Genomic DNA, 24,185 nt, shown 5'->3' with positions numbered 1-24,185 from the left:
ATCCGGTTTACTTTTACAGCTAAGTTCTCAGGAAATGACGTGCATACAACATACTTATTTTGCACCATAAAATTGTATCATAAATTTAGTATAACAAAGCCCTCCAATCCTCTCTGCATTAAGCAGCAGGGTTCGAGGGCTTCACTTAAACATAGAGTTAAAAAACCTATATATAGGGAAAGAACCTGTTAAACAAATGTTCCTTAATCCGCAATATTCCCCGCCATTTTCAGACGACGTGCAATTTCCTTAAAGTCTTCTTGTGAGATGCCCGGTGCGAACTCTTCCTCGACCGCAGGGGCTTCTGGAATCGGGAATCCTTCAGGTATCCCTTGAATGACTTCAAGAGGTTGTCCATCTTCCGGGTGAGTTCCTTTCCAGATCTGTCCAATCGTATTGAAATCTTTATCACTATAGGTATACAGCTTGGTGTGTACCCCTTTTTCTTCATATTTGCGAGCCTCGTTGAAGGCTTTGTTGTTCAGTGAAGGAATGGGAACCAGCTTGGTCACATTTACGCCAGTTGCAATCTCAAGTGCTTTTGCATATGCGACAACATGCACGCCGCCACGTACCAGTAGGAAACCAACCACTTCCCGGGCTGCCGGGTGATCCGTCATCTCATATACTTTCATCTTATGGGTACGAGCGCCACATTCAAGGAAGAAGTTATGCAGCAGATCCTCGACCAGATTACCGCTGTTAAATACATTCGCCCCCGTCCACGGGTTGCCCATGGAGTCGAATGGCATCGCACCTTGAGCTCCTGCAAGATAGTGATAGGAGAGACGCGCGTCTTTGACCGAACCCAGCGGTGTATCGTCCGGTTCTTTGTATTCTGTAGAACCCCGCAGACAGTGATTGATGCCATGAGACACGAGCTCAACATGACCCAATTCTTCGGCCGTAATGCTCATGACGAGGTCATAGAAGGGCTTCAGCTTTTCTTTGGATCGAAAATTAAACGATTGATAGAGGTAGTTGTTCAACGTTGACATTTCTCCGAATTTGCCGCCGAGTAATTCTTGTATAGCTGCCGCAGCATTCGGATCTGGCTTCTCGACATTGGGAATCTCAATCAGGATTTCATCCAAGCGTTTGAACATTCGGGTGTAGCCTCCTCATATTGGTATTGCAGATCGTGTAGGGTTTCAGATCGTGGAGTCACTCTGTCATGGCCTATTACACGTCTATTGGGTTTTTTAAACAAAAAATCAACCAAATGGGACTTAAGCATCGCATAACGCATGCCCCAACTCTTCTCCCATTTGTTATTTCCAATACGGTCAAATTTATGTATAATCAAACATTCAAACGAGTCTTCACGTACAAGAGAAGAGAGTCATGAATCCATAAAGGAGTAAGAGATGAACAAGCGTTGGATACAAATAGTTGGGATTGTGATGTTTCTAATGATTCAGATGTACATAAGCAGCGAGTTTGCCACAGCATATGTCGTTACGAATGAGGTTCAGGTGGATGAAGAAACACGGCAGTTACTTGAAAAGAAATACGGGTTGGATCGTCCTGAGGAGCCGAAGACACAACAACACTTTTTCTCGGGTGACTGGGGAATGAGTTTCCGGACGGAGCCTCCTGATTCGTTTGACCGACTTGTTCATGTGGTTCCTTTTTCCCTACGGCCACTGGCCTGGATCTTTCGTTTATTCGTGTAAAATGAAACCCGGACGGGCAATATAACAGAAACATATTGTCCCAAGGAGTGAGTGAAATGAGAATGCTCATCGTTACCGTCATGTCGGTAGTTCTGAGTTTAGCCGGAATTACATCAGGCACAGGCGCCGCCATCCCTGATTATGCGAAGTGGGGAATTATTGCGGTCAAAGAAACACAGACCAAGTATAATGTGGATATTTTGGACTATAAGCATATCGGTCGCACCTCTCTAACAGCAGATCAATCACGGGAACAGTTCAAGCTATGGGTTCGTGCGAAAGACGGCAAGCAATTCGCAGTCTATGTAAATGTTGATTTTAATCCATCTACACAGCAATTAAAGAAAGTACAATTTTCCGAATCGGATCGACACTGATCCGCTGGACTTGGTCATTACAAGCCATGTTTTCATATTAGCTATACTATGGGTTGAACCAGACTGCCTTAATCATTAAGGTGAAAGTCTGGTTTTTTTTATTTTACAAAATCCTTTTTTTACTATTGAATAAAGAACTTATGTTCGCATATAATATGAAATACAAACAAACGTTCTTACCGGAGGGATGATTATGCTAGGGAAATATATTGGCCAGATGGTGGAGCTTGTCTACATGGATCGTGCAGGGCAGATTACGCAGCGACAGATTCGAATTAACAGTGTACGTGGCGGGATGATTAGAGCATCAGCGGGAAAAGAAGGCTCGCCCCGTACATTTCTGGAGCAAGGTATTCTGGCATGGCGTCCTGTTACCGATCTGAATGGGGAGGTGAAGTATGCTGAACGACTTTGAACGCAAGATTTTACGTATTATGGTGAACTATGCAGGACAACGGCGCAGGCTGCCGCGTATGGATGAACTGGAGACCAAGACGGGACGAAGCAAAGCTTACATTCATGACTCATTGCTGGAGCTTGAACGCACCGGGCACATCGCGTGGGAGAACCGATCTAGTCTTGAAGGGATACAGATTTTGCAGGCATGGGAACAGGCACAACAGCCGATTCGCAAAAGCCAACCTTCCGGTGATTCCGTAAAATATTTTACGGACTATTAATTCTAATAAGAAAACGCCAACCCGGATATCCGGATCGGCGCTTATTGTGTCACATGTACGACATGTGCATCTATTTTAGAAATGGGGAAGTTGGTCCAGGTTGTTGGTTGGGTCACCGTCGGCATCTCCGCGAATGTACATTTCGCCATCCTTGCCTTTAAATACATTCACACCGGCAATAGCACCAGCTTTTACTTCTGCAAGTGCCTGCTGATAATCCAGTACGCGTCCTGCTGAAGTCTGAAAAGCTGTCAGGTCACCGTCACCATTTTTCTGTACTGCTGTGAAACTCTCGCGTGTCGTTTGATCCATGATGTCACACTCTCCTTATATGACGAGATAGGAATCTGTCTACCTGATTAGCCTATCCGATTTCCTCGGAAGTATGCACCATATGCTGATAAGAGCTGCCAACGTCGAGGTTTTACAAGCTCTTTCTCATACGAACATGCAGAATATCTGCATCATAAAAAGGTTCTTCCGAAATCACTCCATAACCCAGTTTTTCATAGAATTTCTGTGCCTGACACTGCGCATCCAGTACAGAATAGGATAAGCCGAGTTCACGTGCCAGCTCCTCCATCGCGAGCAGAAGCACACGTCCATAACCAAATGAACGATGAGATTCAAGCACAGCGATCCGCTGCATTTTGGCCGTATCCTTGCTGTAATAGATCAGACGTCCTGTGGCTACAGCTTGGCCATCCGTACTTAACAATACATGATGCACATCCGGACTGATGACATCATATTGATCAATCTCAATCTCGGCAGGCACCTGTTGCTCGATTACAAAAACGTGATGGCGAATTCCCAAGGCTTGCTCCAGTTGTTCTTCTGTCGATACATAACTAATCTCAGCTGCCAATTCCATTCCTTCTTTCTGCTCTTGCGCGACATATCAGACTGAATTATACAAAAAAATGTTTTTCCTGTATAGTGAAGTCTGGAACATATTGGGAGAGGAGGGGGTAGTGATGGGCATGACAGGCATCATGGTAATTACATTGCTAATGTCGGCGGGAATGATTACTCTGTTGTATTACGTTACGAAGAAAGCATACTCACGCAAGTGGGATGAAGATGAGTAATTCACCTGTTAACCTTCACGGCAAGACTTCACTGCTTCCTCGCGGAGAATACACATCATGAATTACAGATTTGGAGTATACGTCCAGCCAGACGGGCAGAGACTCACTATTTTCATTGGGCTGTTGTAATTGTTGGAATTGTACCGTATGTTCATCCTTCTCCAAGCCGCAACCAGTGACGGTTGTAATGAGAATCATAAGCCCAGCAAAGAGAAAGAAGCATTTGGTAAATGTATGTTTATTAGATTTTGACCGTTTTGTTATGTTTCTCATAGGGAATTCACCTCGTTGTAGAAATGGTAATCTTTCCTTTATTGTGCACCATTTCGGGTGAATTATAACCAAATAAATCATTGACAATGAACACGGTTACTTGATATGATACTGTTACTTGATTGGGAAACAATTATATATCATGATCTGTTAGCTCAGCTGGGAGAGCACTATCTTGACAGGGTAGGGGTCAGTGGTTCGAGCCCACTACAGATCATACATGAGAAGCCTTACATTGTAAGGCTTCTTTTCTTTTTTTACATACAGACATGAATGCGATTTGCGATAGTTTCAGTTTCTCTTCCTCTTTTTAAACAAAACTTAAATAAAACATAAATTCAGCGTAAGGTTCGTCTTCTATACTTGGTTCTGAGGTCAACATAGAACAGAAGAAGGAGAGAACTTATGAACTATTCAAGTCCATTTACATCAAAGTTAGCCAGAGTAGGGATCGCGGGTACACTGGCTTTAATACTGGCAACAAGCCCACTTGCCAACATGGGGGTTGTTGCCGCGGAAGCAGGCCCAGCACCTGTATCTACGAAGATATATAACACACCAAAAGACTCTCTAGAGCAGACGCCAATTCAATACCAAATTCAGGCTCGGCTGAATGAGAAGGACATGACGATCCAGGGGAGCGAGAAGGTAACGTATCACAACACAAGCAAGGATACCCTCCAGCAGGTGGTTCTTCATACATATGCTGATGCAAACCTCTCCAAGTCTACACAGGCGAGCATGTACCAACAGCATAATGAGAAGATTAGTGAAGATCACCCGGAGAAGACAGCGGAGGACTTTCTGGGTGGCATCGATATTCAGGCTGTAAGCGCAGATAGCCAATCGCTGGACTTCCATAAGGAAAACCAAGCGTTGACCGTGCAGTTGAAGAAGCCCGTACAACCAGGTGAATCGGTATCATTCCAACTGGAGTTTCAGTTGAATATACCCTACGGCTCCCAGCGAGTTTCCTACTACAAGGACATGATCAATGGTGCACATTGGTTCCCGGTGATGTCTGTATACGACGAGGTTAAGCATCAATGGAACAAGGCACCGTATAGTCAAACATTTGAGAGCGATTATTACACCTCATCGGACTTTGAAGTTCAATTAAATGTTCCTGATAAGTATCAAGTAGCCATGCCGGGTACGATCACCACTCAAATCAGTATAGAACATGGTCGTAAAGTTGTTTCTGCTGTGGCCGAGAACACAAGGGAGTTTGTATTCTTTGCTAGCCCAAACCTTCAAGTGGAGAGTGTTACTCGTAACGGTCTGACGGTGGAATACTATTATTACAACGATGATCCATCCAAGAAAAAGATAGTTGACCGCTACATTAATCAGGCATTCAAGGTCATCGATTTCTATAGTGAGAAATATGGCAAGTATCCCTATCCAGAGTTCCGAATTGTCGAGACGTATGTACAAGGCGTTGCCGTGGAGTATGCGAGGCTCATCCAGATGGGACAGATTCAAAATGGTGCTGTTCCAGAAGAAGACACAACATTTGTTCATGAAATAGCGCATCAGTGGTTCCATGCATTGATCGGTAATAATTCGGAGACAGAATCCTTTCTGGATGAAGGCTTTGCTGATTTCTCCATGGTGTATTTTGCCGAGAAACAGGGAGACAAGCTAAATGGGTTCAGATCCATACAGTTTGATACTGCGCCCGTAGATATGGCGATTGCGTCAACAAACGATGAAGCTGGGGATTTGGCAAGTTTGGTATATTATCAGAAGGGGCGACAAGCGATCTATCAGCTTTACCGTTCCGTCGGTGAAGAGAAATTTGACGAGTTGATGAGGACATATTTCAAACGCTACGTGTACCAAAATGCAACGGTAGAGGGGCTGCTTCAAACCATTGAAGATGTGCTTGGTAAAGAAATACGTTCAGAAATGCAGATGGCCCTATATCAGCCTGATTTTGTCTTAAAGCCGGAATACCAATTATCACAGGAAGAGACCGCCGCCTATGTGCATGATGTCTTACAAGTGCAATATCAGGCTGTCATGGGTATGGTTCCTAATCTGCCTTATGAAGTGATGAATCGATTGATGGACAAAGCCCTTCAAGGCGAGGAATTAACCATTGTGCTCAGCGATCAGGTGAGTAAGCTTGCAACTAAACAGCAGGAAGATATGGTTAATCAGTTGACCGGATTCCTTGATATGACTGGTATGAAATACGACATTATAAGGGATCGTAAGGAACTGAAGCAAAAGATGAAAAAAAAGATCGGCAACAGCAACCTTATTGTCATTGGCAATGCCAAGTCAAACGGATTGGTGCAGGCTTTAAAACTTAACATTATTGATCGAACGAAACAGACGGGGTTTCCTTGGAAGAATACCATGAATCAACCTCTCACGGCTGGTGCATATGTTATCAAACATCCCTATAACCAGAATCGATTGATGCTTCATTATTTCTGGAATGAGGATCATCTGAGTGATGAGGCATTTGAAGCTTTTAAGCTGAAAATACAGGAGTCTATCGGCTTCACTAACGACTTTTACCAGTACTATGTATTGGATAACCAAGGCAAGGAGAAATCCAATAAAAAAGTTGCGAATCCCATATCTTCACTTTTTGCGGAGTAATAAGGAATTGGTTTTGCAGTTTCTTCGTTCAAACAGGTTAGCCAATTTGTATTGGTTAGCCTGTTTATGTTTTATATGAAAACCAGACTTAGAATAATAGGCTGTAAGATGGGCATAATGCTTTAACACAAAGGCAACTTCATGAATATACTTATCGGGAGAAAACAATAGGAGGGATTAATATGAAGGATCAACATTATCCGGGCGTACCAATGAAAGGGACAGTTGCTGATTACAACTGTAAAGGAAATAAAGGAATAAACAAAATGAAAGCGTATTCATATAATGCTAGAATTTGTCCTATCATTTGTATTACTCAGAAGCCGGCTGCGAATGAGGGTAATGTTGTTAATTTTTCAATCCTATTAAAATATACTTCGGATATTTTATATATGCCACTGGTACACTGTATTACCCTACGTACGAAGGAGTTGAGTTCCCATGTCTATGACTGAAAATATTGCTCAGACAGCACTCGACGCAGCGATGAAGGCAAACAGGGCCGTTGCGCCTTATGATTATTGCGATGCAGAATCCAGACGGATGTACACGCCTCAATTTGATAAAAAAATGGACAATCCTATGTATACCGCTGCAATGGCGGGCCTTCAATCGATCTATTGGTTTCGGGCGATCAAGGTGAAGGGGCTTATTCCTGATGCAAAAGCAGATTATTATGCTACGTATTCTACCAACCATAATCACATCGGAGGAATTGGACTAGCCTACTCGAACAGCCCGACAGGACCATGGACTAAACACGGACAGGTGTATCTCGATACTGTGGTTGGGAATTCGACGGAAACTCCATTTGTGATCTGGAACGAAGAAGAACAATTGTTCTTTATGTATTATCAACAAAACGGACTGGGGATCAATCAATCAACGGCACTTGCGACCTCTGTAGACATGATCAACTGGACAAGAGTGGGTTTGATTTTGGACAAACCTCCCGGGTTCCCAGGTGATGGTCATACCGGATATTTCTCGTGTTTCAGAAATGGTGGCAAATGGATCGGTTTCTCAGTGATGGGCGGTGGGGACTTTGGTCGTAAATGTATCTGGCATTCACATGACGGACGTAGCTGGTTAGCTGATCCAAGACCATTAATGGGTGGGAATGATGCCACTTTAAGTGCAGGAGAAAACATTTCGAGACCCAATGCTGGTGTATTTATGTACAAAGGGAGCATGTGGTGGCTGGGTATGTTATCAGCTTATGCTTCCGGTGGGGTTACGACGGTAGCCCGGCCTGCCATTGCCAAGATCAGCGCAGACTTTCGTCAACTGCTGGACAAACCTACAGATATATATTTTCCGGCATTGAATTGGGAAACGACCAACATGCAATCCTTGATGGTGTCCGTTATGGACGGCGTAGTGTACGTGTATTACAATACCGATCATAATATCGGTGTAGCCTATTCGGTGGGGGTGTAGAGATGGTTATACGTGATGCAGCGGGTCAGATTGTGCCCTTTGGAAAGGTTCACAAACAGCTTGTGGCTGATTTTCTTTACGGAACGTTACCGGATTGGGTGGAGGTGGTGGGCACCCCTACGTTTGAACCTTTGCCCGACAGAGGGACCATTACTGTTACAACTCCGACAACGGCAGGAGCCACGGCAGAGTTAAAAATGAAACATCTGATTGACAGCTCGAAAGTAACAGCAATTGCAATCACTTTGGAAGCGCTGCAATTAAACGGGAACATTGGAATCTCAGTTCAGGTTGGCATTAAATCGAAGGATAGCAAGGCCGGAATCACTTTTTTTCAAAACGTAAATCAGAAATATGGTATGGTCCGTGCCTATAAAGCAGATGGAACGTACACGGATTTTAATCAAAACATGGTGTTCTTCACCACACATGGCGTAGCAGGAGATGAAGCACAGAACCGTAAGAATCTCACTGTGTTGCTCTGTACCGGATTACAGTTCTCAGCTGGGTTCGAGAGACCGTCCGTATGGCTTGGTGCGGATGATCAATATGGCGGTGTTGCTGCTGACCTTAGCGGTGGGTTGTTCCAACATGGAGAACTGCAATGTCTTTTGAAACTGACTACAAGTAAGGCTGAGGCCAAGTATTTCAAATGTGCACAGATGAAAGTGGATATCTGGAGTAACTGATTGGAATGACGATCGTGTATGACCTGTGATGACGATAAAAGTTTCGCTTAGAAGTCGCTATGTAAGCGGCTTCTTCTTTTATTGTTTAAATAATGGTTTACAAACACAATTAAATTGTGTACAATCAAATTGTTAGCAAAACAAAAAAACAAGAAATCATGTTTAACCAATACAAATAAATGTTGAAGAGGAGTCTTACACATGAAAACATTATATGAAACTACAGTAATCAATACAGGTGGACGTCAAGGCATCGTACAATCCCCAGATAACGTGTTTATGTTGGATGTTGCTGCACCGCCTGAACTCGGAGGACAAGTGACGACAGCTACCAATCCGGAGCAGTTGTTTGCAGCAGGATATAGTGCTTGTTTTAACTCCGCACTGGAGTTTCAATTGAAGAAACACAAAGTTGAGATTGAAAGAAGTACGGTAGCTGCAACCGTAATGTTGGTGACGGACTCTGAGGATAACGGCGTGAAGCTTCAAGTCGATTTGGAAGTTAAAATCCTTGGTCTAGATGAAGAAACAGCACAGAAGTTTGTGAAACTTGCCCATGACTACTGCCCATATTCCAAAGGAATCAAAGGGAACGTGAATGTTAACGTGGAACTCGCGTAATCACTGATACTATTTGTTGATAAGAAGCCTCCGAGAAATCGGAGGTTTTTTGGTTTTTTATGCATAAAAATCAATTTCGCACTCAATTGTGGGTTATAATGGTAGTAAGTTTACACAAAACTGCTGAAAGGGGAATGTACTTATGATGGATTTTAGCAAACCACCCCATGGCTCTGAGACCGATACCCACCGTCAGCGTCATCAGGAGAATGAACAGAAATACCTGTCCGGAGGCAAGGGTATTTGGTATGAAATCAGCAACTGGCTCATTCTCGGAGGTATCCTCCTTGTCATATTTTTATTATTTAAATACGTTTTCTAAATAGACACACAACCGGGCGAATCCCCATATGATGCATTACATCAGTAAGCACTTGGGGAAATGGGGAATCCGGGATGGCAAAGGCAAAAGGTAAGAAAGCTCCCGCATTAAAGAGTGATAAAATACGTGTATCCATGAAGTTGGTCACATCGGATGTATGCGAGAGATGTAAGACACCATGTACACGAGGTATGGATTACGCTGCACGTATGAGAATTGAAGGGGCTTTAGGCAAGGGCGTTCCCTGTATATTGACCCGCCATACTTCTTCATAAACTCTTCGTATAATCCCGTATATATAACAATTATAGATCAGGGGCATCCTTTAATGAGGATCGCCTCTTTTTGTGCATTCCAAGGGGTGGAAAAAATTCTGGATAAAAAATGAAAAATGATGAAAAACAGCGCAACTTTGTGGATGAATCTGCAGTATAAATGTACAACAGCTAGCAGCAGGGGAGGGAATATTGACGGGATGAAATGGAAACGAATATTGCTTTGTGTCACGGTATTCTCCTTGCTCGGCGGGTCTTTATTGTTTGCAGATTCGGTGAACGAGAAGATTCGTGTTCTCATTAACGGCAAGGAAGCAGCTGATGGAGGTTATCTCATTGATGGAACGACCTATGTACCTGTCAGGGAAGCCGGAGGCGTCGTCAAATGGGACAGCAGTAACAAGAGAGTAACGGTGATCAAACCGAATGTACATATTTTTCTCTTCAAGGGAGACACTGTATTTGGCAACGTTAACGTAGGTAAGCTGAAATTCAATGTATTTTCACAAGTGGACAGTCTGACAGCAGATGTAGCTGCGGTGAAAGTAACGATTACCAATCCAAGCGGTCAGGTGAAGGATATCCAGTCACAGGAGCTTACGACCCAGAAGGATAACTTCTGGTTCCGCACATATGATTTTACGTATGATTTCAGTCGTGCCGGCAAGTATCAGGTCGGCTTTCATATTAAAGAAAATGCAAACAGCAGCTACGTCCTGGTAGCGGAGAAAATCATTACAGCGCTGAACGATTGAAGCGAAAATAACCCTGTGAGTTAAATTGACCTGTGTCATTGAACATGTTACGATATGCAAGGTTACACAATTTCTATTTATAAAGCGAGGTATTTCAATGAGCGATCACACACATGAACACGGCGATGGCTGCGGATGCGGGCAAGACCACGACCACGACCACGAGCATGAAGAAGTCCTTCTCACATTAACAGACGAGAACGGCCAAGACGTGGAGATGGTTTTGGTGGAGACGTTTGACGTGGAGAAGCATGTTTATGCGCTCCTGCTGGAACGTAACAATCCTGAAGCTGACGGCATCATCCTGCGTATGGAAGAAGAAGACGAGGAAATGGTGCTCTACAATATTGAAGACGAAGAAGAGTGGAACCGCGTTGAAGCGGCTTACAACGAACTCGTTGCATCACAAGAATAGTCATTCTTTTGGAACATAACATGAAGGCTCCTTGATCTCAGGGGGCCTTTTGTTTGTTTTTTAAGAGGTATACGAGCATTTACACCACCGGTTTGAACTACGAAATAGACGGGAAAATGCAAACTCGCTTGTCCCATAAAATAAAAACGGACCAAGCTAGGGCTTGGTCCTTTAAGTTTATCCCCTGCACAGCGCAAGGAGGTTGTTCTAGAAAATGGCATCGGCTTCCACGATCACTTTAACGTTGGTTACGCTGCGATCTTCGGGTCCTTTGACGGGTAATCCAACTTCGACATGATCGATGATGTAGTCGATGTTTTCCTGGGTGATAACCTCACCCGGTAACAGGATCGGAATTCCTGGCGGATAGACATAGATGAATTCCGAGATAATACGTCCTGCGGATTCCTTAAACGGAATCACTTCGGTATCACCGTAGAATGCATCACGTGGAGTCAGCATCAACTGTGGAATATCCGGAACTTTTACGACCAGTTCATGGGCCGGGTTCACTTGATAATAGGTACGGGAGAGATCCTGCAAAGCGTTCAGCAAGATATCCACACTATTATCCGTATCTCCTGGCGTAATGAGACACAGAATATTGTACATATCACTAAGTTCGACCTCAATGTTGTAATGTTCACGCAGCCAGTTCTCTGTCTCATACCCTGTAATGCCCAGATGGCGAACATGGATCGTTACTTTGGTTGGGTCATAATTGAAGGTCGCTTCTGTACCCAGCAGCTCTCTACCGAAGCAATACAGGCCATCCATATCGTTAATCGAACGTCTGGCAAACTCAGCTAGTTCAATCGCCTTCTGTGCAATTTCACGACCGTGGAGGGCCAGGTTACGTCTTGATGTATCGAGTGAAGCAAGCAAAATGTATGAAGTTGATGTTGAGGTGAGCAGACTCAGGATCGTCTGTACACGCTGTGGATTCACGAACCCATTCTTCGTGTTCAGGTTGAGTACGGAACTCTGTGTCATGGAGCCACCAAGCTTGTGAACACTGGTTGCAGCCATATCGGCACCTGCTGCCATCGCAGACAACGGCAGATCCTCATGGAAATGAATGAGTACACCGTGTGCTTCATCAACAAGGACAGGGACTTGATAGCTGTGTGCCAGCTCAACAATCTCTTTCAGATCTGTAACCACGCCGTAATAGGTCGGGTTAATTACAAGCAATGCCTTGGCATCTGGATGACGCTCAAGTGCGCGACGGATAGACTGTGTGGTCACTCCGTGGTCAATGCCCAGATTGGGATCTTGTGAAGGAGAAACAAATACGGGTTTGGCGCCTGAGAAAATAATCGCGGACAGAACCGATTTATGCACATTACGGGGCACAATAATTTTGTCACCCGGTGAGCATACAGACAGAATCATGGTCATAATGGCACTGCTTGTGCCTTGTACACTAAAATAGGTATAATCGGCTCCGAAGGCATCTGCTGCCAAAATCTGTGCTTCCTGAATGACACCGGTTGGCTGATGCAGGTCATCCAACGGTGCGATGTTAATCAAATCTATGGAGAAGGCATTATCGCCAATAAATTCACGGAATTCGGTATCCGCTCCCAATCCTTTTTTATGGCCCGGAATATGAAACTGTACCGGATTGAGTGCCGCATGATTTTTTAAAGCGGTAAACAGCGGCGTACGGTGGTGATTCATCAGTGCTGTCACAACCCTTCCTAATAAAATTGGTAAACAAAGATGAGTATAGCAAATTAAGAACCGAATGCAACAGTATAATCGACAATTTTTTGAATTGCCGAGATTTGGACACATTCCCCACGGTTACACTAAGGATAGGGAATAGGCAAATGAACGCCGAAAGGGGAAAAAGAATGCAAACCGATACAAAACCAGCCAAAATTTTGCGATCACCATTTTTTATCGCGATGTGGCTGACACTTTTTCTAGTTGAAATTATCAAAGGGGCCCTGTTGGTAGCAGTTCTGCCGGTGTATATGGACAATATACTGGGTCTGTCTGCAGGCGTCATTGGTGTGGCATTTGCTCTTCAATATTTGGGAGATAATCTGTTTCGGGCGCCTTCCGGCTGGGCAGCAGAACGGATCGGGTTCCGCGCAACGATGGTTACAGCATTAATCTGTACCTTAATCGCTGTTATTATGATCCTTTTTCTCAAAAGTGCCGTTGGACTGGCCATGGCCTGTCTGATTCTTGGCATTGGTACGTCACCACTCTGGCCTTGCGCCATGACAGGCGTGACGGCGATGTCAGGCCCACAGAACAAAAATGGTACAGCAATGGGGGCGCTGGAGATGGCTGCTCTCGGCGGAACGGGGCTTGGACCTATAGGCATGAACTGGCTACTGGAGCGCACGCATCATGATTATCGCACCATATTCCTCGTGCTGATGGGTTGTGCCATTCTCGTTATTCTGGTGGCCATGATTCTTCCTGGACGTGTCATTGTTGAAGGAGAGCATGCCGAGCAAGCAGCGAAGAATAGTGATGTGAAATATCCAGCCAAACCAAATCTGCTCACGCCGTTCATCCGGCTGCAAAAGAGTGTGAAGGACACACTGCAACGGGTACGCAGCACACTTAATGTTAATCCACTGGTTTATCCTGCCCTGTTTATGCAGTCGTTTGTCATCGGGCTGCTCAGTCCAGTAATCACGCTATATACACGCACAGACCTGCACATCTCACCGAATCTATACAGTTTGTTGCTGATTGCGGGTGGTGGAATAACCGTTATTGCCTTGCTGCCTGTTGGTAAAATGGTAGACAGGTTTGGGACGAAACCGTTCCTGAATGTTGGTTTTTTGATGGCGGCGGCAAGTCTGTTTGCATTCTCCTCCATAACATCCATTCCGGTGGTGTTTGGTGTTGTCATGCTGGTGGGCATCAGTTATGCCATGATTTTGCCCGCCTGGAATGCTTTTGTAGCCACGCTGATTCCCAAAGGGGAGCGGGGTGCGATCTGGGGATTCTTCCTTACATTGCAGGGATCAGGCATGGTTGTAGGCCCCATTGTTTCCGGACTGCTGTGGGACCACGTGAGCCATCCGGCTCCATTCATCGGCAGTGCCATCGTCATGGCAGGACTTGCCGTTGTGCACTTTGTGTTATCCCGCAATCCGTTTCGCACCGCTCCGGCCAAATAAGCAAAAGAAAAGGGAGTTCCACCAACTGTATTGGTTGTGGGGCTTCCTTTTTCGCGTCCAATATATCACGATAATCGGGGGCTTGCCCCTGTGCGTCTGCGGAAAGCTGCAATCCGGCGGTCCTTTCGGTGAAAAATAGTCAAATAACCAAGTACCCTTACATAAAATGAAGTATAAAATAGGGTAAGCCGATTGAGTAGAAGCGATTGAAGACGAGGGCCGGAGTTGATCCGGTACAGATGGAGGGAGTGCCGTGAATAAGAGTTATGAAGTTGAATATTGCAATCTGGAGCTGCGGTTCAACCGTCGGCATATCCAAAATTTGATCAGAGACCTTATTCGTGAGGGATATTCACTATATTGGAGCGAGGACGAATCCTTTTTTATCCTGTCAGTCCGGACCGGCCGCAAGCTGGTAAAGCTCCGCTTTCAACAGACGCGCACGGGGAACTACAAGATGACTGGAGATTATATCATTAAGGATGCAAAACTTGCAGAGTGGCTGGAGAAGCTAATTGGAGATACACGCGGGCATGCGGTTGTGAAGCGATTTAAGGATCAGCAGATGACCGTGGAGAATATTTTATTCGGTGAAGTCATTCGGCTCGTGGAAGTGTCTGGGTTCAAACAGCGTGTCATTTTTCAAAAGGAACCTGCGCCGACGGCGGAAGAGATGGAAGAAATGTTCCTCTCGCGTGAAGGCGAGGAAAGGCTCATGTTGTTGCGCATGGAAGTAGACGATGAACTGGAGCGCCTCTACACGGCCATGCAGATGGATAATATCGAAAAAGCAAATGCTTGCCGTCAAGTCTTAAAACAGTTGTCTGGACATCTGTTAATGTTGGAAGGATGACAAGATAAGGCCGTATTTATGAAAATACGATGAACACCTCAGCAGATTGGGGTGTTTTCTCGTTGCGTAGCTGTGCCACGGGGTTCACTTCTATACATAAAACCGTTAAAATGGGAGTATTGTTGAGAATTTATTTCAATAAAATTAATTGGAGCAAAGGATGGAGGACCAGATGACAAAACAACAAATTGGCGTAATTGGCCTGGCTGTCATGGGCAAAAATTTGGCCCTTAACATTGAAAGCAAAGGTTTCTCAGTATCGGTATTTAACCGTTCCCCGGAGAAAACCAATGATCTTCTGAAAGAAGCTGAAGGTAAAAACCTGACAGGCTCATTCTCCATTGAAGAGTTCGTAGCATCCCTGGAATCCCCGCGCAAAATTTTGATCATGGTACAAGCTGGTAAAGCGACCGACGCTACCATTGAACAACTGCTTCCTCACCTGGATGAGGGCGACATCATCATTGATGGAGGGAACGCATACTTCCCTGACACGCAACGTCGCAGCAAAGAGTTGGAAGACAAAGGCATTCGTTTCATCGGTACAGGTGTATCCGGTGGTGAAGAAGGCGCACTGAAAGGCCCTTCCATCATGCCAGGTGGACAGGAAAGTGCTTATAAACTGGTTGAACCGATCCTGACGGCAATCTCGGCCAAAGTCGGTGACGATCCATGTTGTACATATATTGGACCAGACGGTGCCGGACACTATGTGAAAATGGTGCATAACGGTATCGAGTACGGAGATATGCAGTTGATTGGTGAAGCGTACCACTTGCTCAAATCCGTATTGAACGTTTCCGTTGAAGAGCTGCATGCGATCTTTACGGAATGGAATCAAGGAGAGCTGGATAGCTACCTGATCGAAATCACGGCAGATATCTTCTCTAAATACGATCCGGAAACCGGCAAACCAATGGTTGACGTTATTCTGGACGCTGCTGGACAAAAAGGAACAGGTAAATGGACAAGCCAAAGTGCGCTGGATCTCGGCGTTCCATTGTCCATGATTACAGAATCCGTATTCTCCCGTTTCCTGTCTGCCATGAAGGACGAGCGTGTAGCAGCTAGCAAAATCCTGAATGGACCAGCGACTGAAGCGTTCTCCGGCGACAAAAAAGCGTTCATCGAGAGCGTTCGTAAAGCATTGTTTGCAAGTAAAATCGTATCCTACGCACAAGGATTTGCACAAATGCGTGCAGCTTCCGACGAGTATGGCTGGGATCTGAAATACGGCAACATTGCCATGATCTTCCGTGGTGGCTGCATCATCCGTTCACAGTTCCTGCAAAACATCAAAGAAGCTTATGATAAAGACGCAGCACTGAAAAACCTGCTCTTGGATCCTTACTTCCAAAACATCGTTGAGTCTTATCAAGGCGCGTGGCGTGAAGTTGTAGCGGCTGCTGTAAAACAAGGTGTTCCGGTACCTGGCTTCTCCAGCGCTCTTTCTTACTACGACAGCTACCGTACAGAGCGTTTGCCAGCAAACTTGCTGCAAGCTCAACGTGACTACTTCGGTGCTCACACGTTCAAACGTGTGGACAAAGAAGGCAGCTTCCACCACAACTGGATGGAGTAGTACCACATATACAATTCTATTATGATTTGGCTAGTGCCCCTTTAAGTGGCAGGTTTGGCCTGCTAAGGAGCTCAAAAGAGGTTTGGCGTTCCGGTGATTGCCGGTTAACGCTAGGCCTCTTTTTTTACTGTGTTATACAGTAATAGTGTTGATGGAGAAGATATGTTGCTGGTTCTAGACCTAATGAACATGAGACACTCTATTTTGGAAAAATGAGCCGGTTCTATTTTTTAACGAACTCAATAGGCCCTATTTCAATAATTTGCAGCGAGATTTCGCTGTTTTGACGGTGATTTTTTTGAAATAAGTTTACTGAGATTCGTTAGAAGTTTATCTGCTCCTATTTTACGTAAATAAGCTCATTGCTGTTCGTTAAGTTACTAGTTGGTCACTGATTGAAAACGTTTGGGGGCTCAAAACTGCTTAAGGGTGATCTGCCGTAGGCTTAGATGCCGGGAGTTACTTAATCTGTCTTGGAAGTACTTGCGGATGGTCGAAAGGAAGTCAGTGAGGAGATGGTCTTTCCCAGTCCGCAGGGCTGTGTTATGATAGGACAAAAGTGCTCACGAATTGCTTGAATTAAAGGAGTGTACACCTTGAGCAAGTCTAACAATATTATTCTCATCGGTATGATGGGAACCGGCAAATCAACCGTCGCTGACATGCTTGCACGCGAGCTTGGTTATCGATTGATTGATGTAGACGCCGCGGTGGAAAAAGAGGAAGGCTGTACGATTCCGGAATTGTTCACTGGCAAGGGAGAGACGTATTTCCGTGATGCCGAGAGCCGCATGTTATGCTCGGTGCTGGAGAAGAAGTCACAGGTCATAGCGACCGGAGGTGGCGTGGTGCTGCGTTCGGATAATTGTGACGTGATGTTGAAGAATGGTTGGGTTGTTGCCTTGACTGCTGATCCGGCAGTGATTGTAGAGCGTGTTAGTGGCTGTGACAATCGCCCACTCCTCGCAGGCAATGCAGAGGAACGCATTCAGGCAATTATGGAAGAACGGAAAGACGCATATCGGTTCGCACATTATACGGTGGATACAACCGAGTTATCCGCTGCTGAAGTGACTCGTTTAATTTTAGCGCATTACCGCGTCTAAGCTTGTTATCATCGAAGTTTGATGGGTGATAGGTGGTGGCAGATATAACAAAACGGGCCATATAGGCCCGTTTCTAGGAGTGGAGCAGAGCTGAGGTCACAAGGTTACAAATGACTTCGCTTCTCTCCGAGCTTCTCTAGTCTTCCTGTTGCCACTGAAGCATACCGCCGACCATGTTTGTACAGCCTTCATATCCCAGTTGCTGCAGATATTCACATGCACGCTCACTGCGGTAACCGCTACGACAGATGATCACGATCTCGCCTGATTTCTCAATCTCAGACAGACGGTCCGGAATCTGTCCAAGCGGAATATGCTTGGCTCCTTCGATCATGCCTTGCGCGACTTCATCGTCCTCACGGACGTCTATCATCTGCAACTTCTCTCCCGCCTGTAAACGGCGGCGCAGCTCAGACGTTTCAATTTCAGCTATTTGTGTCATATTCAGGTCCTCTTTTCTGTATGGACTTAACGCTATAATGATACCCAAGCGATGCACGGAATGTCAATTTGGCCACAATATAATCAATGAAGGAGAATTTCATCCATGGACGTTATTGTTAAACCAACCCCCACTCTGAACGGGGAAATCGGGGCTCTGTCCTCTAAAAACTACACGACTCGCTATTTGCTGGCTGCTGCGCTGGCAGAAGGCACAAGTACTATTCATTTCCCGGCACACAGTGAAGACAGTGACGCCATGCGCAGATGTATTCGCGATCTGGGGGCAGTACTTGAAGAAGACGACAGCAAGATTGTGATCCAGGGTTTTGGCAGTCATCCCCGTGATGTGCGTGAATTGAATGTTGGGAATGCGGGTGCTGTACTTCGTTTCCTGATGGGCGTTACAGCCCTCTGCCCTGAAGTTACTTTTGTGAATACGTACCCGGATTCGCTGGGCAAACGTCCACATGATGACCTGATCGATGCGCTTAGTCAATTGGGTGTAGATGTACAGCATGAACAAGGACGCCTGCCGATTACAATCAAGGGTGGCAATGCCAAGGGTGGACACATTCGTGTATCCGGCTCCGTCAGCTCCCAATATCTGAGTGCGTTGTTGTTTGTAACTCCGTTGCTTGCAGAAGACAGCACCATTGAAGTACTGAATGACCTGAAGTCCAAGGTCGTTATCGGACAGACCCTGGAAGTGCTGGAGCAGGCAGGTATCGTTATCCATGCAAGTGATGATTACATGTCCTTCCGTGTACCAGGTGGACAGGCTTACCAGCCGACGACCTACACGGTTCAAGGGGACTACCCGGGTTCAGCAGCGGTTCTTGCCGCAGCAGCGGTTACACAGTCTGATGTGAAAATTCTGCGCCTGATGGAGCAGAGCAAACAGGGTGAACGTGCCATCGTTGACGTGCTGCGCATGATGGAAGTGCCATTGACACATGAGAACGATGTTGTACACGTTCAAGGTAATGGCAGACTGAAAGCGATCGAATTCGACGGGGATGCCGCCACGGACGCCGTTTTGGCTATGGTAGCCGCAGCTGTGTTTGCGGAAGGCACGTCACGGTTCTATAATGTAGAGAACCTGCGTTACAAGGAATGTGACCGAATCACCGATTACTTGAACGAACTGCGGAAGGCAGGAGCAAACGTTGAAGAGCGTCAAGCTGAGATTATCGTACATGGACGTCCAGAAGGCGTTGAAGGCGGCGTTGAGATTAACGCTCATTACGATCATCGCGTAATTATGGCGCTCACTGTTGTTGGTCTGCGTTCCAAGGAGCCGCTTCGTATTCGGGATGCACACCATGTAGCCAAGTCTTATCCGCAATATTTCGATCATTTGCAGGCGCTTGGCGCCTCGGTTCAATGGGTAAAAGAGTAAATAACTGAAAACCTATTTTTTGAACACGCACTTTAATCAGAAAAGGATGGTGCTTGAACATGGAATTTAACAACCCTACTCGTGAAGAAATTGGACAACTTTTGCGCAAGGCAGGCAACATCGCAGTCGTCGGCTTATCAGACAAATCAGATCGCACTTCCTATATGGTGGCAGAAGCCATGCAGAGCAGAGGTTATCGCATCATCCCGGTTAATCCACAGGTGCAAGGTGAAATCCTTGGCGAGACGGTATATGCCACACTCGCGGATATTCCAGAGCCGGTAGACATTGTCAATGTGTTTCGTCGCGAAGAGTTTTGCGCGGATGTCGCTCGTGACGCCGCTGCCATCAAAGCAAATGTGCTGTGGCTGCAGCTTGGCATCCATAGTGATGAAGCGGTCCAGATTGCTGCAGAGAACGGCATGACAGCGGTAACGAATCGTTGTATCAAGGTAGAGGATTCCATCGTTCTGCGCGGCGCTGGACGCGGCTGAGAGGCTCGTTCACCTGTGATCGAATGATCTCTTGATCTGAACCAATTGAATGATTATAGGATGAATCCCGTTAACTTGAAGTTGACGGGATTTTTTCTGTTCTATTTTTGCCGTATTAATTACCAATTGGTTACTGTTTTGCTTTGACAAAACGTTGCGTAAAGCTTACCATCTAGGATAGAAAGGAGAGGTCGCCATGAATTGGCTCGGATCCTTGCAGCAGCTCGGACGAGCGGTAATGCTGCCTACAATGGTCCTGCCCGCCGCCGCAATTTTGCTCAGTGTTGGCAGTCTGCCTTGGGACGCCTGGGGATTGGATATTGTCGGTGAAGTGTCTACCGTGGCCGGACACGGTATTTTTTATTTCTTACCGTATCTGTTCGCTGTCGGTGTAGCACTGGGACTCTCCAACCAGGCCGGACAAGCGGGACTTGCTGCTCTGGCTGGTATCGTGATATATGATCAGGTGACTCGGAACTTCGGGGATGGCACCGTTCAGCCCGCTTCCTTAATCGGAATCATACTCGGCGCGCTTGCCGGTGGGATGCATAATCGGTTTAAAAGCATTAAACTGCCTGAAATTTTACAATTTTTTGGAGGTTCAAGGTTTGTTTTGCTCATTGTCGGACTCTGTTCGGCATTGTTCTCCTGTTTTATGTTATGGCTCGCTCCGATCCTACAGCATGGATTGAACGGCATTGCTACCTGGGAATACAGTCTCGGGGGTTTTGGACTATTCATCTACGGGGTGTTATACAGGGTGCTGGTTGCTTTTGGGCTTCATCACCTGCTTAACAATGTGTTTTGGTTCCAGTTAGGGACGTTTGAAACGCCTGATGGTAACATTGTGCAAGGGGATTTGCCCCGATTTTTTGCAGGTGATCCAACAGCAGGATTCTTTATGGCAGGTTTGTTTCCCATCATGATGTTTGCCATTCCGGCAATAGCCTTTGCTATTATTCAGGAAGCCAGGGAAGATCTGAAACCAAAGATCAAGAAAACTTTTCTGACATCGGCACTCGTTTGTTTTCTAACCGGGGTATCGGAACAGATTGAGTTTGCTTTTTTGTTCGCGGCACCATATCTGTTCATCGTGCATGCAGTGATGTCCGGCGTTGCCATGTGGATTAGTTACTGGCTTGATATCCGGCATGGATTTTCTTACTCCGCAGGTATTATTGATTACATACTCAATTTCCATCTATCGGAGAATGCTTGGAAGCTCATTCCGATTGGCATACTATATGGGCTGGTTTACTACTTTCTGTTCCGATGGGCGATTCGTACGTTCAAGATTCCAACACCAGGACGTGAAGAGGGCTCCATGCTGGAAGATTGGGTAGGTAACATTCCTTATCAGGCACCTTTAATCCTCGAAGCATTGGGTGGGAAGAGTAACATTGTACAGGTTGAAGCATGTATTACACGTCTTCGTCTGACTGTGCATGATGACCGCCTGATCGACACGGGTGCCATGAAGAGTATGGGGTCCGCTGGACTGATCAAGCTGGGTGGCGGTAACGTACAGGTGGTATTCGGGACCTACTCGGAATTGATTCGGGAAGAAATCGCGAAGCTGCTGGAAAGAGATCTGCAACAGGTTCTGTTCTGTGCCCCCGTTCAGGGCAAAATGCTCCCGATTGAAGAGGTGCCGGATCAGATCTTTGCAGCCAAGCTTGTCGGTGATGGTGTAGCCTTTGTCCCGGAAAAGGGAGAGCTGGTCTCACCCGTGTACGGAACGATTATGCACTTGTACCCGACCATGCATGCCTTGGGTATATCTACCCGTGAGGGGCTTGAAGTGTTGCTGCATATCGGCATCGATACCTCTCAGTTGAAAGGCCATTTTGAAGCTTTTGTTCAGGAGGGCGATACGGTGGAGCCGGGGCAGTTGTTGATCAAGTTTGATCTGGCAGTACTCCGCGAGCAAGCGGCGTCACTAACAACACCAATGGTAATTACGAATCCAGATCGTGTAAAATCGTGGAGTTTTGCTCCATTTAAGCAAGTTAAGAAAGGTCAGGCATCCGTTATGTCCGTGGTGCTCTATGACAGGAACGTTGGAGGGGTAGAATGAAGATACAAGGCATCAACGGAGCTGCAGGCATAGCCATCGGCAAAGCATTTGTCCTGCCCAGTTGGGAATGGGATCTGCCGGATCAGAAGATGGATTCGGTGGATCTCGCCCAAGAGTTCGAACGGCTGTATGAGGGCATACGGACATCAAAGGATGAGATCGAATATATTAAAAATGAGTTCAAGGAAGTTGTTGGTCCAGAGGAGTCCAGTATCTTTGATGCACATCTGGCAATCCTGGAAGATCCGGTATTCATGAACGAAATTCGCGGCATTATTGAGCGTCAATATAAGGCAGCAGAAGTGGCGGTCAAAGAAGCCATAGACCATTTTGTCACGATGTTTGATTTGCTGGAAGACGAGTATATGAAGGAGCGGGCCATTGACATCAAGGATGTGGGTAACCGTCTGCTCAAGCATTTGCTCGGTGCACCGGAGATTACACTTCCTTCGGATACCCAGCCGTATGTACTCGTTGCCAAAGAACTGTCGCCATCTCAACTAGCGCATCTGAATCCGACCCATGTGCTAGGGATCGTGACCTTGATTGGTGGGAAAACATCACATTCTGCGATTATGGCTCGTGCCCTTGGCATTCCTCTCGTTTCCGGTCTGGAAGCGAGTCTTGGCATGCCGGTAGAGACAGGGGATATGCTTGTGGTGGATGGTGACAATGGCTTGGTATTTACGGACCCGGATCGCAAGACCATTGAACGGTATACCATGCTTCGCAGCAAGCAACTGAAGAAAAAGGAACAACTTCAAGTCCTTGCTACCGTGGATGCTGTAACCAAAGATGGGGCCGTTTTGCACTTGGCTTCCAATATCAGTTCGGTGAAGGAATTGGACCTTGCTTTGAAACAAGGAGCCAAAGGTGTGGGCTTGTTCCGAACAGAGTTTTTGTATATGGACCGTGCTACGTTCCCGGGTGAGCAAGAACAGTATGAGGTATATCGTCTTGTGGCAGAGAAAACAGCAGGACAATCTGTTGTTATTCGTACACTGGATATCGGTGGTGACAAGCAACTCGATTATTTCGAATTGCCGGAGGAAGACAATCCGTTTCTGGGGTACCGTGCCATTCGGATTAGTCTCGACCGCAAGGATCTGTTCAAAACACAGCTTACAGCCATCTTGCGTGCCAGTGCGGCCGGAAATGTCAAAATCATGTACCCGATGATCTCTTCGGTGGAAGAACTTCAACAGGCCAATGAGATTCTCCGTGAGGCGATGTCTGATCTGGACGAGCGGGGATTATCATACGATCCTCACATTCAGGTGGGAATTATGATCGAAGTTCCTGCAGCGGTGATGATTGCTGATCTGCTCGCAGAGGAAGCTGATTTCTTCAGTATTGGTACGAACGATCTGGTTCAATATGTACTTGCAGTAGATCGAATGAATGAGCAGATTGCTCATATGTATCACCCCTATCATCCGGCTGTTCTGCGGATGCTTCGTGCGACAGCAGATGCGGCTCATACGGCTGGAATTGATGTCAGTGTGTGCGGAGAGATGGCAGGGGACGAACGTGCCATTCCGCTTTGGTTGGAGCTTGGCATTCGCCACTTGAGTATGTCTCCACAATCCTTGTTACGTGTGAAGCACAGAGTGCTGAACACAACAGCATCGACCGCCAAAGAAGAAGCGCGAAAGTGCTTCGCCTTACGGACCAGCGGAGATATTGAGGAGCGACTGCAAGTCTTTAATGACTCCACGGGAAGTCCGGATGAACAAAGTGGTTCGAACGCATCGTAATTAGGATAACTGGATATAAATACCTTTAAGTTAATATATTTACATTTATGATAATTATTTGTTGTAAACCTTGTTATATAAAATAACCCCA

General features: G+C 46.0%; 26 protein-coding genes and 1 tRNA gene. 21 read left to right on the top strand and 6 right to left on the bottom strand.

Annotated elements, in window-relative coordinates; translation table 11 throughout:
- Window positions 1-203 precede the first annotated feature (203 nt).
- Entirely contained in the window at window positions 204-1,106 is a 903-nt protein-coding gene (locus tag NSQ20_RS21945; RefSeq protein WP_340030870.1) for a manganese catalase family protein, read from the bottom strand.
- Window positions 1,107-1,367: 261 nt separating this feature from the next.
- On the opposite strand from NSQ20_RS21945, the gene NSQ20_RS21940 reads away from it, so the two are divergent.
- The 4 genes from NSQ20_RS21940 to NSQ20_RS21925 all read left to right on the top strand — a co-directional run bounded on the left by NSQ20_RS21940 (window position 1,368) and on the right by NSQ20_RS21925 (window position 2,733).
- Window positions 1,368-1,676 (top strand): hypothetical protein, encoded by a 309-nt coding sequence (locus NSQ20_RS21940; RefSeq protein WP_340030868.1) that lies wholly within the window; start codon window positions 1,368-1,370, stop codon window positions 1,674-1,676.
- 56 nt (window positions 1,677-1,732) lie between these two features.
- Complete coding sequence (locus NSQ20_RS21935) at window positions 1,733-2,053, top strand: DUF3889 domain-containing protein (RefSeq protein ID WP_036614744.1); 321 nt, start codon at window positions 1,733-1,735, stop codon at window positions 2,051-2,053.
- 193 nt (window positions 2,054-2,246) lie between these two features.
- Window positions 2,247-2,468: a hypothetical protein gene (locus NSQ20_RS21930; protein ID WP_017687387.1), complete on the top strand. Its 222-nt coding sequence runs from the start codon at window positions 2,247-2,249 to the stop codon at window positions 2,466-2,468.
- On the top strand, window positions 2,452-2,733 hold the full coding sequence (locus NSQ20_RS21925) for a hypothetical protein (RefSeq protein ID WP_338706562.1): 282 nt from the start codon (window positions 2,452-2,454) through the stop codon (window positions 2,731-2,733). The genes NSQ20_RS21930 and NSQ20_RS21925 overlap by 17 nt, the downstream gene beginning before the upstream one ends.
- Window positions 2,734-2,808: 75 nt before the next feature.
- Here NSQ20_RS21925 and NSQ20_RS21920 read toward each other — a convergent pair whose 3' ends face one another.
- The 3 genes from NSQ20_RS21920 to NSQ20_RS21910 form a co-directional block, all read right to left on the bottom strand.
- On the bottom strand, window positions 2,809-3,045 hold the full coding sequence (locus NSQ20_RS21920) for a DUF3892 domain-containing protein (protein WP_017687389.1): 237 nt from the start codon (window positions 3,043-3,045) through the stop codon (window positions 2,809-2,811).
- A gap of 112 nt (window positions 3,046-3,157) precedes the next feature.
- The gene (locus NSQ20_RS21915; RefSeq protein WP_340033048.1) at window positions 3,158-3,601 is read right to left on the bottom strand and encodes a GNAT family N-acetyltransferase; all 444 of its coding nucleotides are present in this window, start codon (window positions 3,599-3,601) and stop codon (window positions 3,158-3,160) included.
- Window positions 3,602-3,839: 238 nt separating this feature from the next.
- Window positions 3,840-4,097: a hypothetical protein gene (locus NSQ20_RS21910; protein ID WP_340030867.1), complete on the bottom strand. Its 258-nt coding sequence runs from the start codon at window positions 4,095-4,097 to the stop codon at window positions 3,840-3,842.
- A gap of 144 nt (window positions 4,098-4,241) precedes the next feature.
- On the opposite strand from NSQ20_RS21910, the gene NSQ20_RS21905 reads away from it, so the two are divergent.
- The 9 genes from NSQ20_RS21905 (at window position 4,242) to NSQ20_RS21865 (ending at window position 11,230) form a co-directional block, all read left to right on the top strand.
- A tRNA-Val gene (locus NSQ20_RS21905) sits at window positions 4,242-4,314 on the top strand.
- 188 nt (window positions 4,315-4,502) lie between these two features.
- The gene (locus tag NSQ20_RS21900) at window positions 4,503-6,713 is read left to right on the top strand and encodes a M1 family metallopeptidase (RefSeq protein WP_338706560.1); all 2,211 of its coding nucleotides are present in this window, start codon (window positions 4,503-4,505) and stop codon (window positions 6,711-6,713) included.
- 182 nt (window positions 6,714-6,895) lie between these two features.
- Window positions 6,896-7,168, top strand: coding sequence for a hypothetical protein (locus NSQ20_RS21895; protein WP_339186519.1), 273 nt, complete (start codon window positions 6,896-6,898; stop codon window positions 7,166-7,168).
- Complete coding sequence (locus NSQ20_RS21890) at window positions 7,155-8,153, top strand: hypothetical protein (protein ID WP_340030865.1); 999 nt, start codon at window positions 7,155-7,157, stop codon at window positions 8,151-8,153. Before NSQ20_RS21895 ends, NSQ20_RS21890 begins: the two co-directional genes overlap by 14 nt.
- Before the next feature lie 2 nt (window positions 8,154-8,155).
- Window positions 8,156-8,842, top strand: a complete 687-nt coding sequence (locus tag NSQ20_RS21885) for a hypothetical protein (protein ID WP_047843708.1) — start codon at window positions 8,156-8,158, stop codon at window positions 8,840-8,842.
- Between the two features lie 201 nt (window positions 8,843-9,043).
- A complete protein-coding gene (locus NSQ20_RS21880; RefSeq protein WP_017687397.1) occupies window positions 9,044-9,463 on the top strand; it encodes an organic hydroperoxide resistance protein in 420 nt (139 codons plus the stop codon).
- 142 nt (window positions 9,464-9,605) lie between these two features.
- Window positions 9,606-9,785, top strand: a complete 180-nt coding sequence (locus NSQ20_RS21875; protein ID WP_036614724.1) for a hypothetical protein — start codon at window positions 9,606-9,608, stop codon at window positions 9,783-9,785.
- Between the two features lie 475 nt (window positions 9,786-10,260).
- Window positions 10,261-10,815, top strand: coding sequence for a copper amine oxidase (locus NSQ20_RS21870; protein WP_036614723.1), 555 nt, complete (start codon window positions 10,261-10,263; stop codon window positions 10,813-10,815).
- Between the two features lie 97 nt (window positions 10,816-10,912).
- Entirely contained in the window at window positions 10,913-11,230 is a 318-nt protein-coding gene (locus tag NSQ20_RS21865) for a DUF1292 domain-containing protein (protein WP_036614722.1), read from the top strand.
- A gap of 207 nt (window positions 11,231-11,437) precedes the next feature.
- Here the strand turns inward: NSQ20_RS21865 and NSQ20_RS21860 are convergent, their stop codons facing one another.
- Window positions 11,438-12,913: an aminotransferase class I/II-fold pyridoxal phosphate-dependent enzyme gene (locus NSQ20_RS21860; protein ID WP_036675042.1), complete on the bottom strand. Its 1,476-nt coding sequence runs from the start codon at window positions 12,911-12,913 to the stop codon at window positions 11,438-11,440.
- A 176-nt stretch (window positions 12,914-13,089) separates the two neighbouring features.
- Between NSQ20_RS21860 and NSQ20_RS21855 the strand changes: the two genes are divergently transcribed.
- From NSQ20_RS21855 to NSQ20_RS21840, 4 genes are all read left to right on the top strand, one after another.
- On the top strand, window positions 13,090-14,382 hold the full coding sequence (locus NSQ20_RS21855) for an MFS transporter (RefSeq protein ID WP_101313582.1): 1,293 nt from the start codon (window positions 13,090-13,092) through the stop codon (window positions 14,380-14,382).
- A 253-nt stretch (window positions 14,383-14,635) separates the two neighbouring features.
- Window positions 14,636-15,235 (top strand): hypothetical protein, encoded by a 600-nt coding sequence (locus NSQ20_RS21850; RefSeq protein ID WP_036614719.1) that lies wholly within the window; start codon window positions 14,636-14,638, stop codon window positions 15,233-15,235.
- Window positions 15,236-15,407: 172 nt separating this feature from the next.
- Window positions 15,408-16,817, top strand: a complete 1,410-nt coding sequence (gene gndA, locus NSQ20_RS21845) for an NADP-dependent phosphogluconate dehydrogenase (protein WP_036614715.1) — start codon at window positions 15,408-15,410, stop codon at window positions 16,815-16,817.
- A 596-nt stretch (window positions 16,818-17,413) separates the two neighbouring features.
- Window positions 17,414-17,923 (top strand): shikimate kinase, encoded by a 510-nt coding sequence (locus NSQ20_RS21840; protein ID WP_036614703.1) that lies wholly within the window; start codon window positions 17,414-17,416, stop codon window positions 17,921-17,923.
- A 136-nt stretch (window positions 17,924-18,059) separates the two neighbouring features.
- Here NSQ20_RS21840 and NSQ20_RS21835 read toward each other — a convergent pair whose 3' ends face one another.
- The gene (locus NSQ20_RS21835) at window positions 18,060-18,365 is read right to left on the bottom strand and encodes a rhodanese-like domain-containing protein (RefSeq protein ID WP_017687407.1); all 306 of its coding nucleotides are present in this window, start codon (window positions 18,363-18,365) and stop codon (window positions 18,060-18,062) included.
- A 105-nt stretch (window positions 18,366-18,470) separates the two neighbouring features.
- Between NSQ20_RS21835 and aroA the strand changes: the two genes are divergently transcribed.
- The 4 genes from aroA (at window position 18,471) to ptsP (ending at window position 24,094) form a co-directional block, all read left to right on the top strand.
- The gene (gene aroA, locus NSQ20_RS21830) at window positions 18,471-19,766 is read left to right on the top strand and encodes a 3-phosphoshikimate 1-carboxyvinyltransferase (RefSeq protein ID WP_076328048.1); all 1,296 of its coding nucleotides are present in this window, start codon (window positions 18,471-18,473) and stop codon (window positions 19,764-19,766) included.
- 59 nt (window positions 19,767-19,825) lie between these two features.
- The gene (locus NSQ20_RS21825) at window positions 19,826-20,260 is read left to right on the top strand and encodes a CoA-binding protein (RefSeq protein WP_017687409.1); all 435 of its coding nucleotides are present in this window, start codon (window positions 19,826-19,828) and stop codon (window positions 20,258-20,260) included.
- A gap of 196 nt (window positions 20,261-20,456) precedes the next feature.
- Window positions 20,457-22,337, top strand: a complete 1,881-nt coding sequence (locus NSQ20_RS21820) for a glucose PTS transporter subunit IIA (RefSeq protein WP_036674872.1) — start codon at window positions 20,457-20,459, stop codon at window positions 22,335-22,337.
- Complete coding sequence (gene ptsP, locus NSQ20_RS21815; RefSeq protein ID WP_036674873.1) at window positions 22,334-24,094, top strand: phosphoenolpyruvate--protein phosphotransferase; 1,761 nt, start codon at window positions 22,334-22,336, stop codon at window positions 24,092-24,094. The genes NSQ20_RS21820 and ptsP overlap by 4 nt, the downstream gene beginning before the upstream one ends.
- The last annotated feature ends 91 nt before the right edge of the window (window positions 24,095-24,185 follow it).

Source organism: Paenibacillus sp. FSL K6-1122 (genome assembly GCF_037977015.1).
Lineage (GTDB): Bacteria > Bacillota > Bacilli > Paenibacillales > Paenibacillaceae > Paenibacillus > Paenibacillus amylolyticus.
The sequence above is the reverse complement of the archived record's forward strand: the minus strand, read 5'-3'. Positions and strand labels throughout refer to the sequence as shown.

Bases quoted from the DNA above. Each gene is read 5' to 3' on its own strand.
- NSQ20_RS21945 (WP_340030870.1), bottom strand. From the start codon at position 1,106: ATGTTCAAACGCTTGGATGAAATCCTGATTGAGATTCCCAATGTCGAG.
- NSQ20_RS21940 (WP_340030868.1), top strand. From the start codon at position 1,368: ATGAACAAGCGTTGGATACAAATAGTTGGGATTGTGATGTTTCTAATG.
- NSQ20_RS21935 (WP_036614744.1), top strand. From the start codon at position 1,733: ATGAGAATGCTCATCGTTACCGTCATGTCGGTAGTTCTGAGTTTAGCC.
- NSQ20_RS21930 (WP_017687387.1), top strand. From the start codon at position 2,247: ATGCTAGGGAAATATATTGGCCAGATGGTGGAGCTTGTCTACATGGAT.
- NSQ20_RS21925 (WP_338706562.1), top strand. From the start codon at position 2,452: ATGCTGAACGACTTTGAACGCAAGATTTTACGTATTATGGTGAACTAT.
- NSQ20_RS21920 (WP_017687389.1), bottom strand. From the start codon at position 3,045: ATGGATCAAACGACACGCGAGAGTTTCACAGCAGTACAGAAAAATGGT.
- NSQ20_RS21910 (WP_340030867.1), bottom strand. From the start codon at position 4,097: ATGAGAAACATAACAAAACGGTCAAAATCTAATAAACATACATTTACC.
- NSQ20_RS21900 (WP_338706560.1), top strand. From the start codon at position 4,503: ATGAACTATTCAAGTCCATTTACATCAAAGTTAGCCAGAGTAGGGATC.
- NSQ20_RS21895 (WP_339186519.1), top strand. From the start codon at position 6,896: ATGAAGGATCAACATTATCCGGGCGTACCAATGAAAGGGACAGTTGCT.
- NSQ20_RS21890 (WP_340030865.1), top strand. From the start codon at position 7,155: ATGTCTATGACTGAAAATATTGCTCAGACAGCACTCGACGCAGCGATG.
- NSQ20_RS21885 (WP_047843708.1), top strand. From the start codon at position 8,156: ATGGTTATACGTGATGCAGCGGGTCAGATTGTGCCCTTTGGAAAGGTT.
- NSQ20_RS21880 (WP_017687397.1), top strand. From the start codon at position 9,044: ATGAAAACATTATATGAAACTACAGTAATCAATACAGGTGGACGTCAA.
- NSQ20_RS21875 (WP_036614724.1), top strand. From the start codon at position 9,606: ATGATGGATTTTAGCAAACCACCCCATGGCTCTGAGACCGATACCCAC.
- NSQ20_RS21870 (WP_036614723.1), top strand. From the start codon at position 10,261: ATGAAATGGAAACGAATATTGCTTTGTGTCACGGTATTCTCCTTGCTC.
- NSQ20_RS21865 (WP_036614722.1), top strand. From the start codon at position 10,913: ATGAGCGATCACACACATGAACACGGCGATGGCTGCGGATGCGGGCAA.
- NSQ20_RS21860 (WP_036675042.1), bottom strand. From the start codon at position 12,913: ATGAATCACCACCGTACGCCGCTGTTTACCGCTTTAAAAAATCATGCG.
- NSQ20_RS21855 (WP_101313582.1), top strand. From the start codon at position 13,090: ATGCAAACCGATACAAAACCAGCCAAAATTTTGCGATCACCATTTTTT.
- gndA (WP_036614715.1), top strand. From the start codon at position 15,408: ATGACAAAACAACAAATTGGCGTAATTGGCCTGGCTGTCATGGGCAAA.
- NSQ20_RS21835 (WP_017687407.1), bottom strand. From the start codon at position 18,365: ATGACACAAATAGCTGAAATTGAAACGTCTGAGCTGCGCCGCCGTTTA.
- aroA (WP_076328048.1), top strand. From the start codon at position 18,471: ATGGACGTTATTGTTAAACCAACCCCCACTCTGAACGGGGAAATCGGG.
- NSQ20_RS21825 (WP_017687409.1), top strand. From the start codon at position 19,826: ATGGAATTTAACAACCCTACTCGTGAAGAAATTGGACAACTTTTGCGC.
- NSQ20_RS21820 (WP_036674872.1), top strand. From the start codon at position 20,457: ATGAATTGGCTCGGATCCTTGCAGCAGCTCGGACGAGCGGTAATGCTG.
- ptsP (WP_036674873.1), top strand. From the start codon at position 22,334: ATGAAGATACAAGGCATCAACGGAGCTGCAGGCATAGCCATCGGCAAA.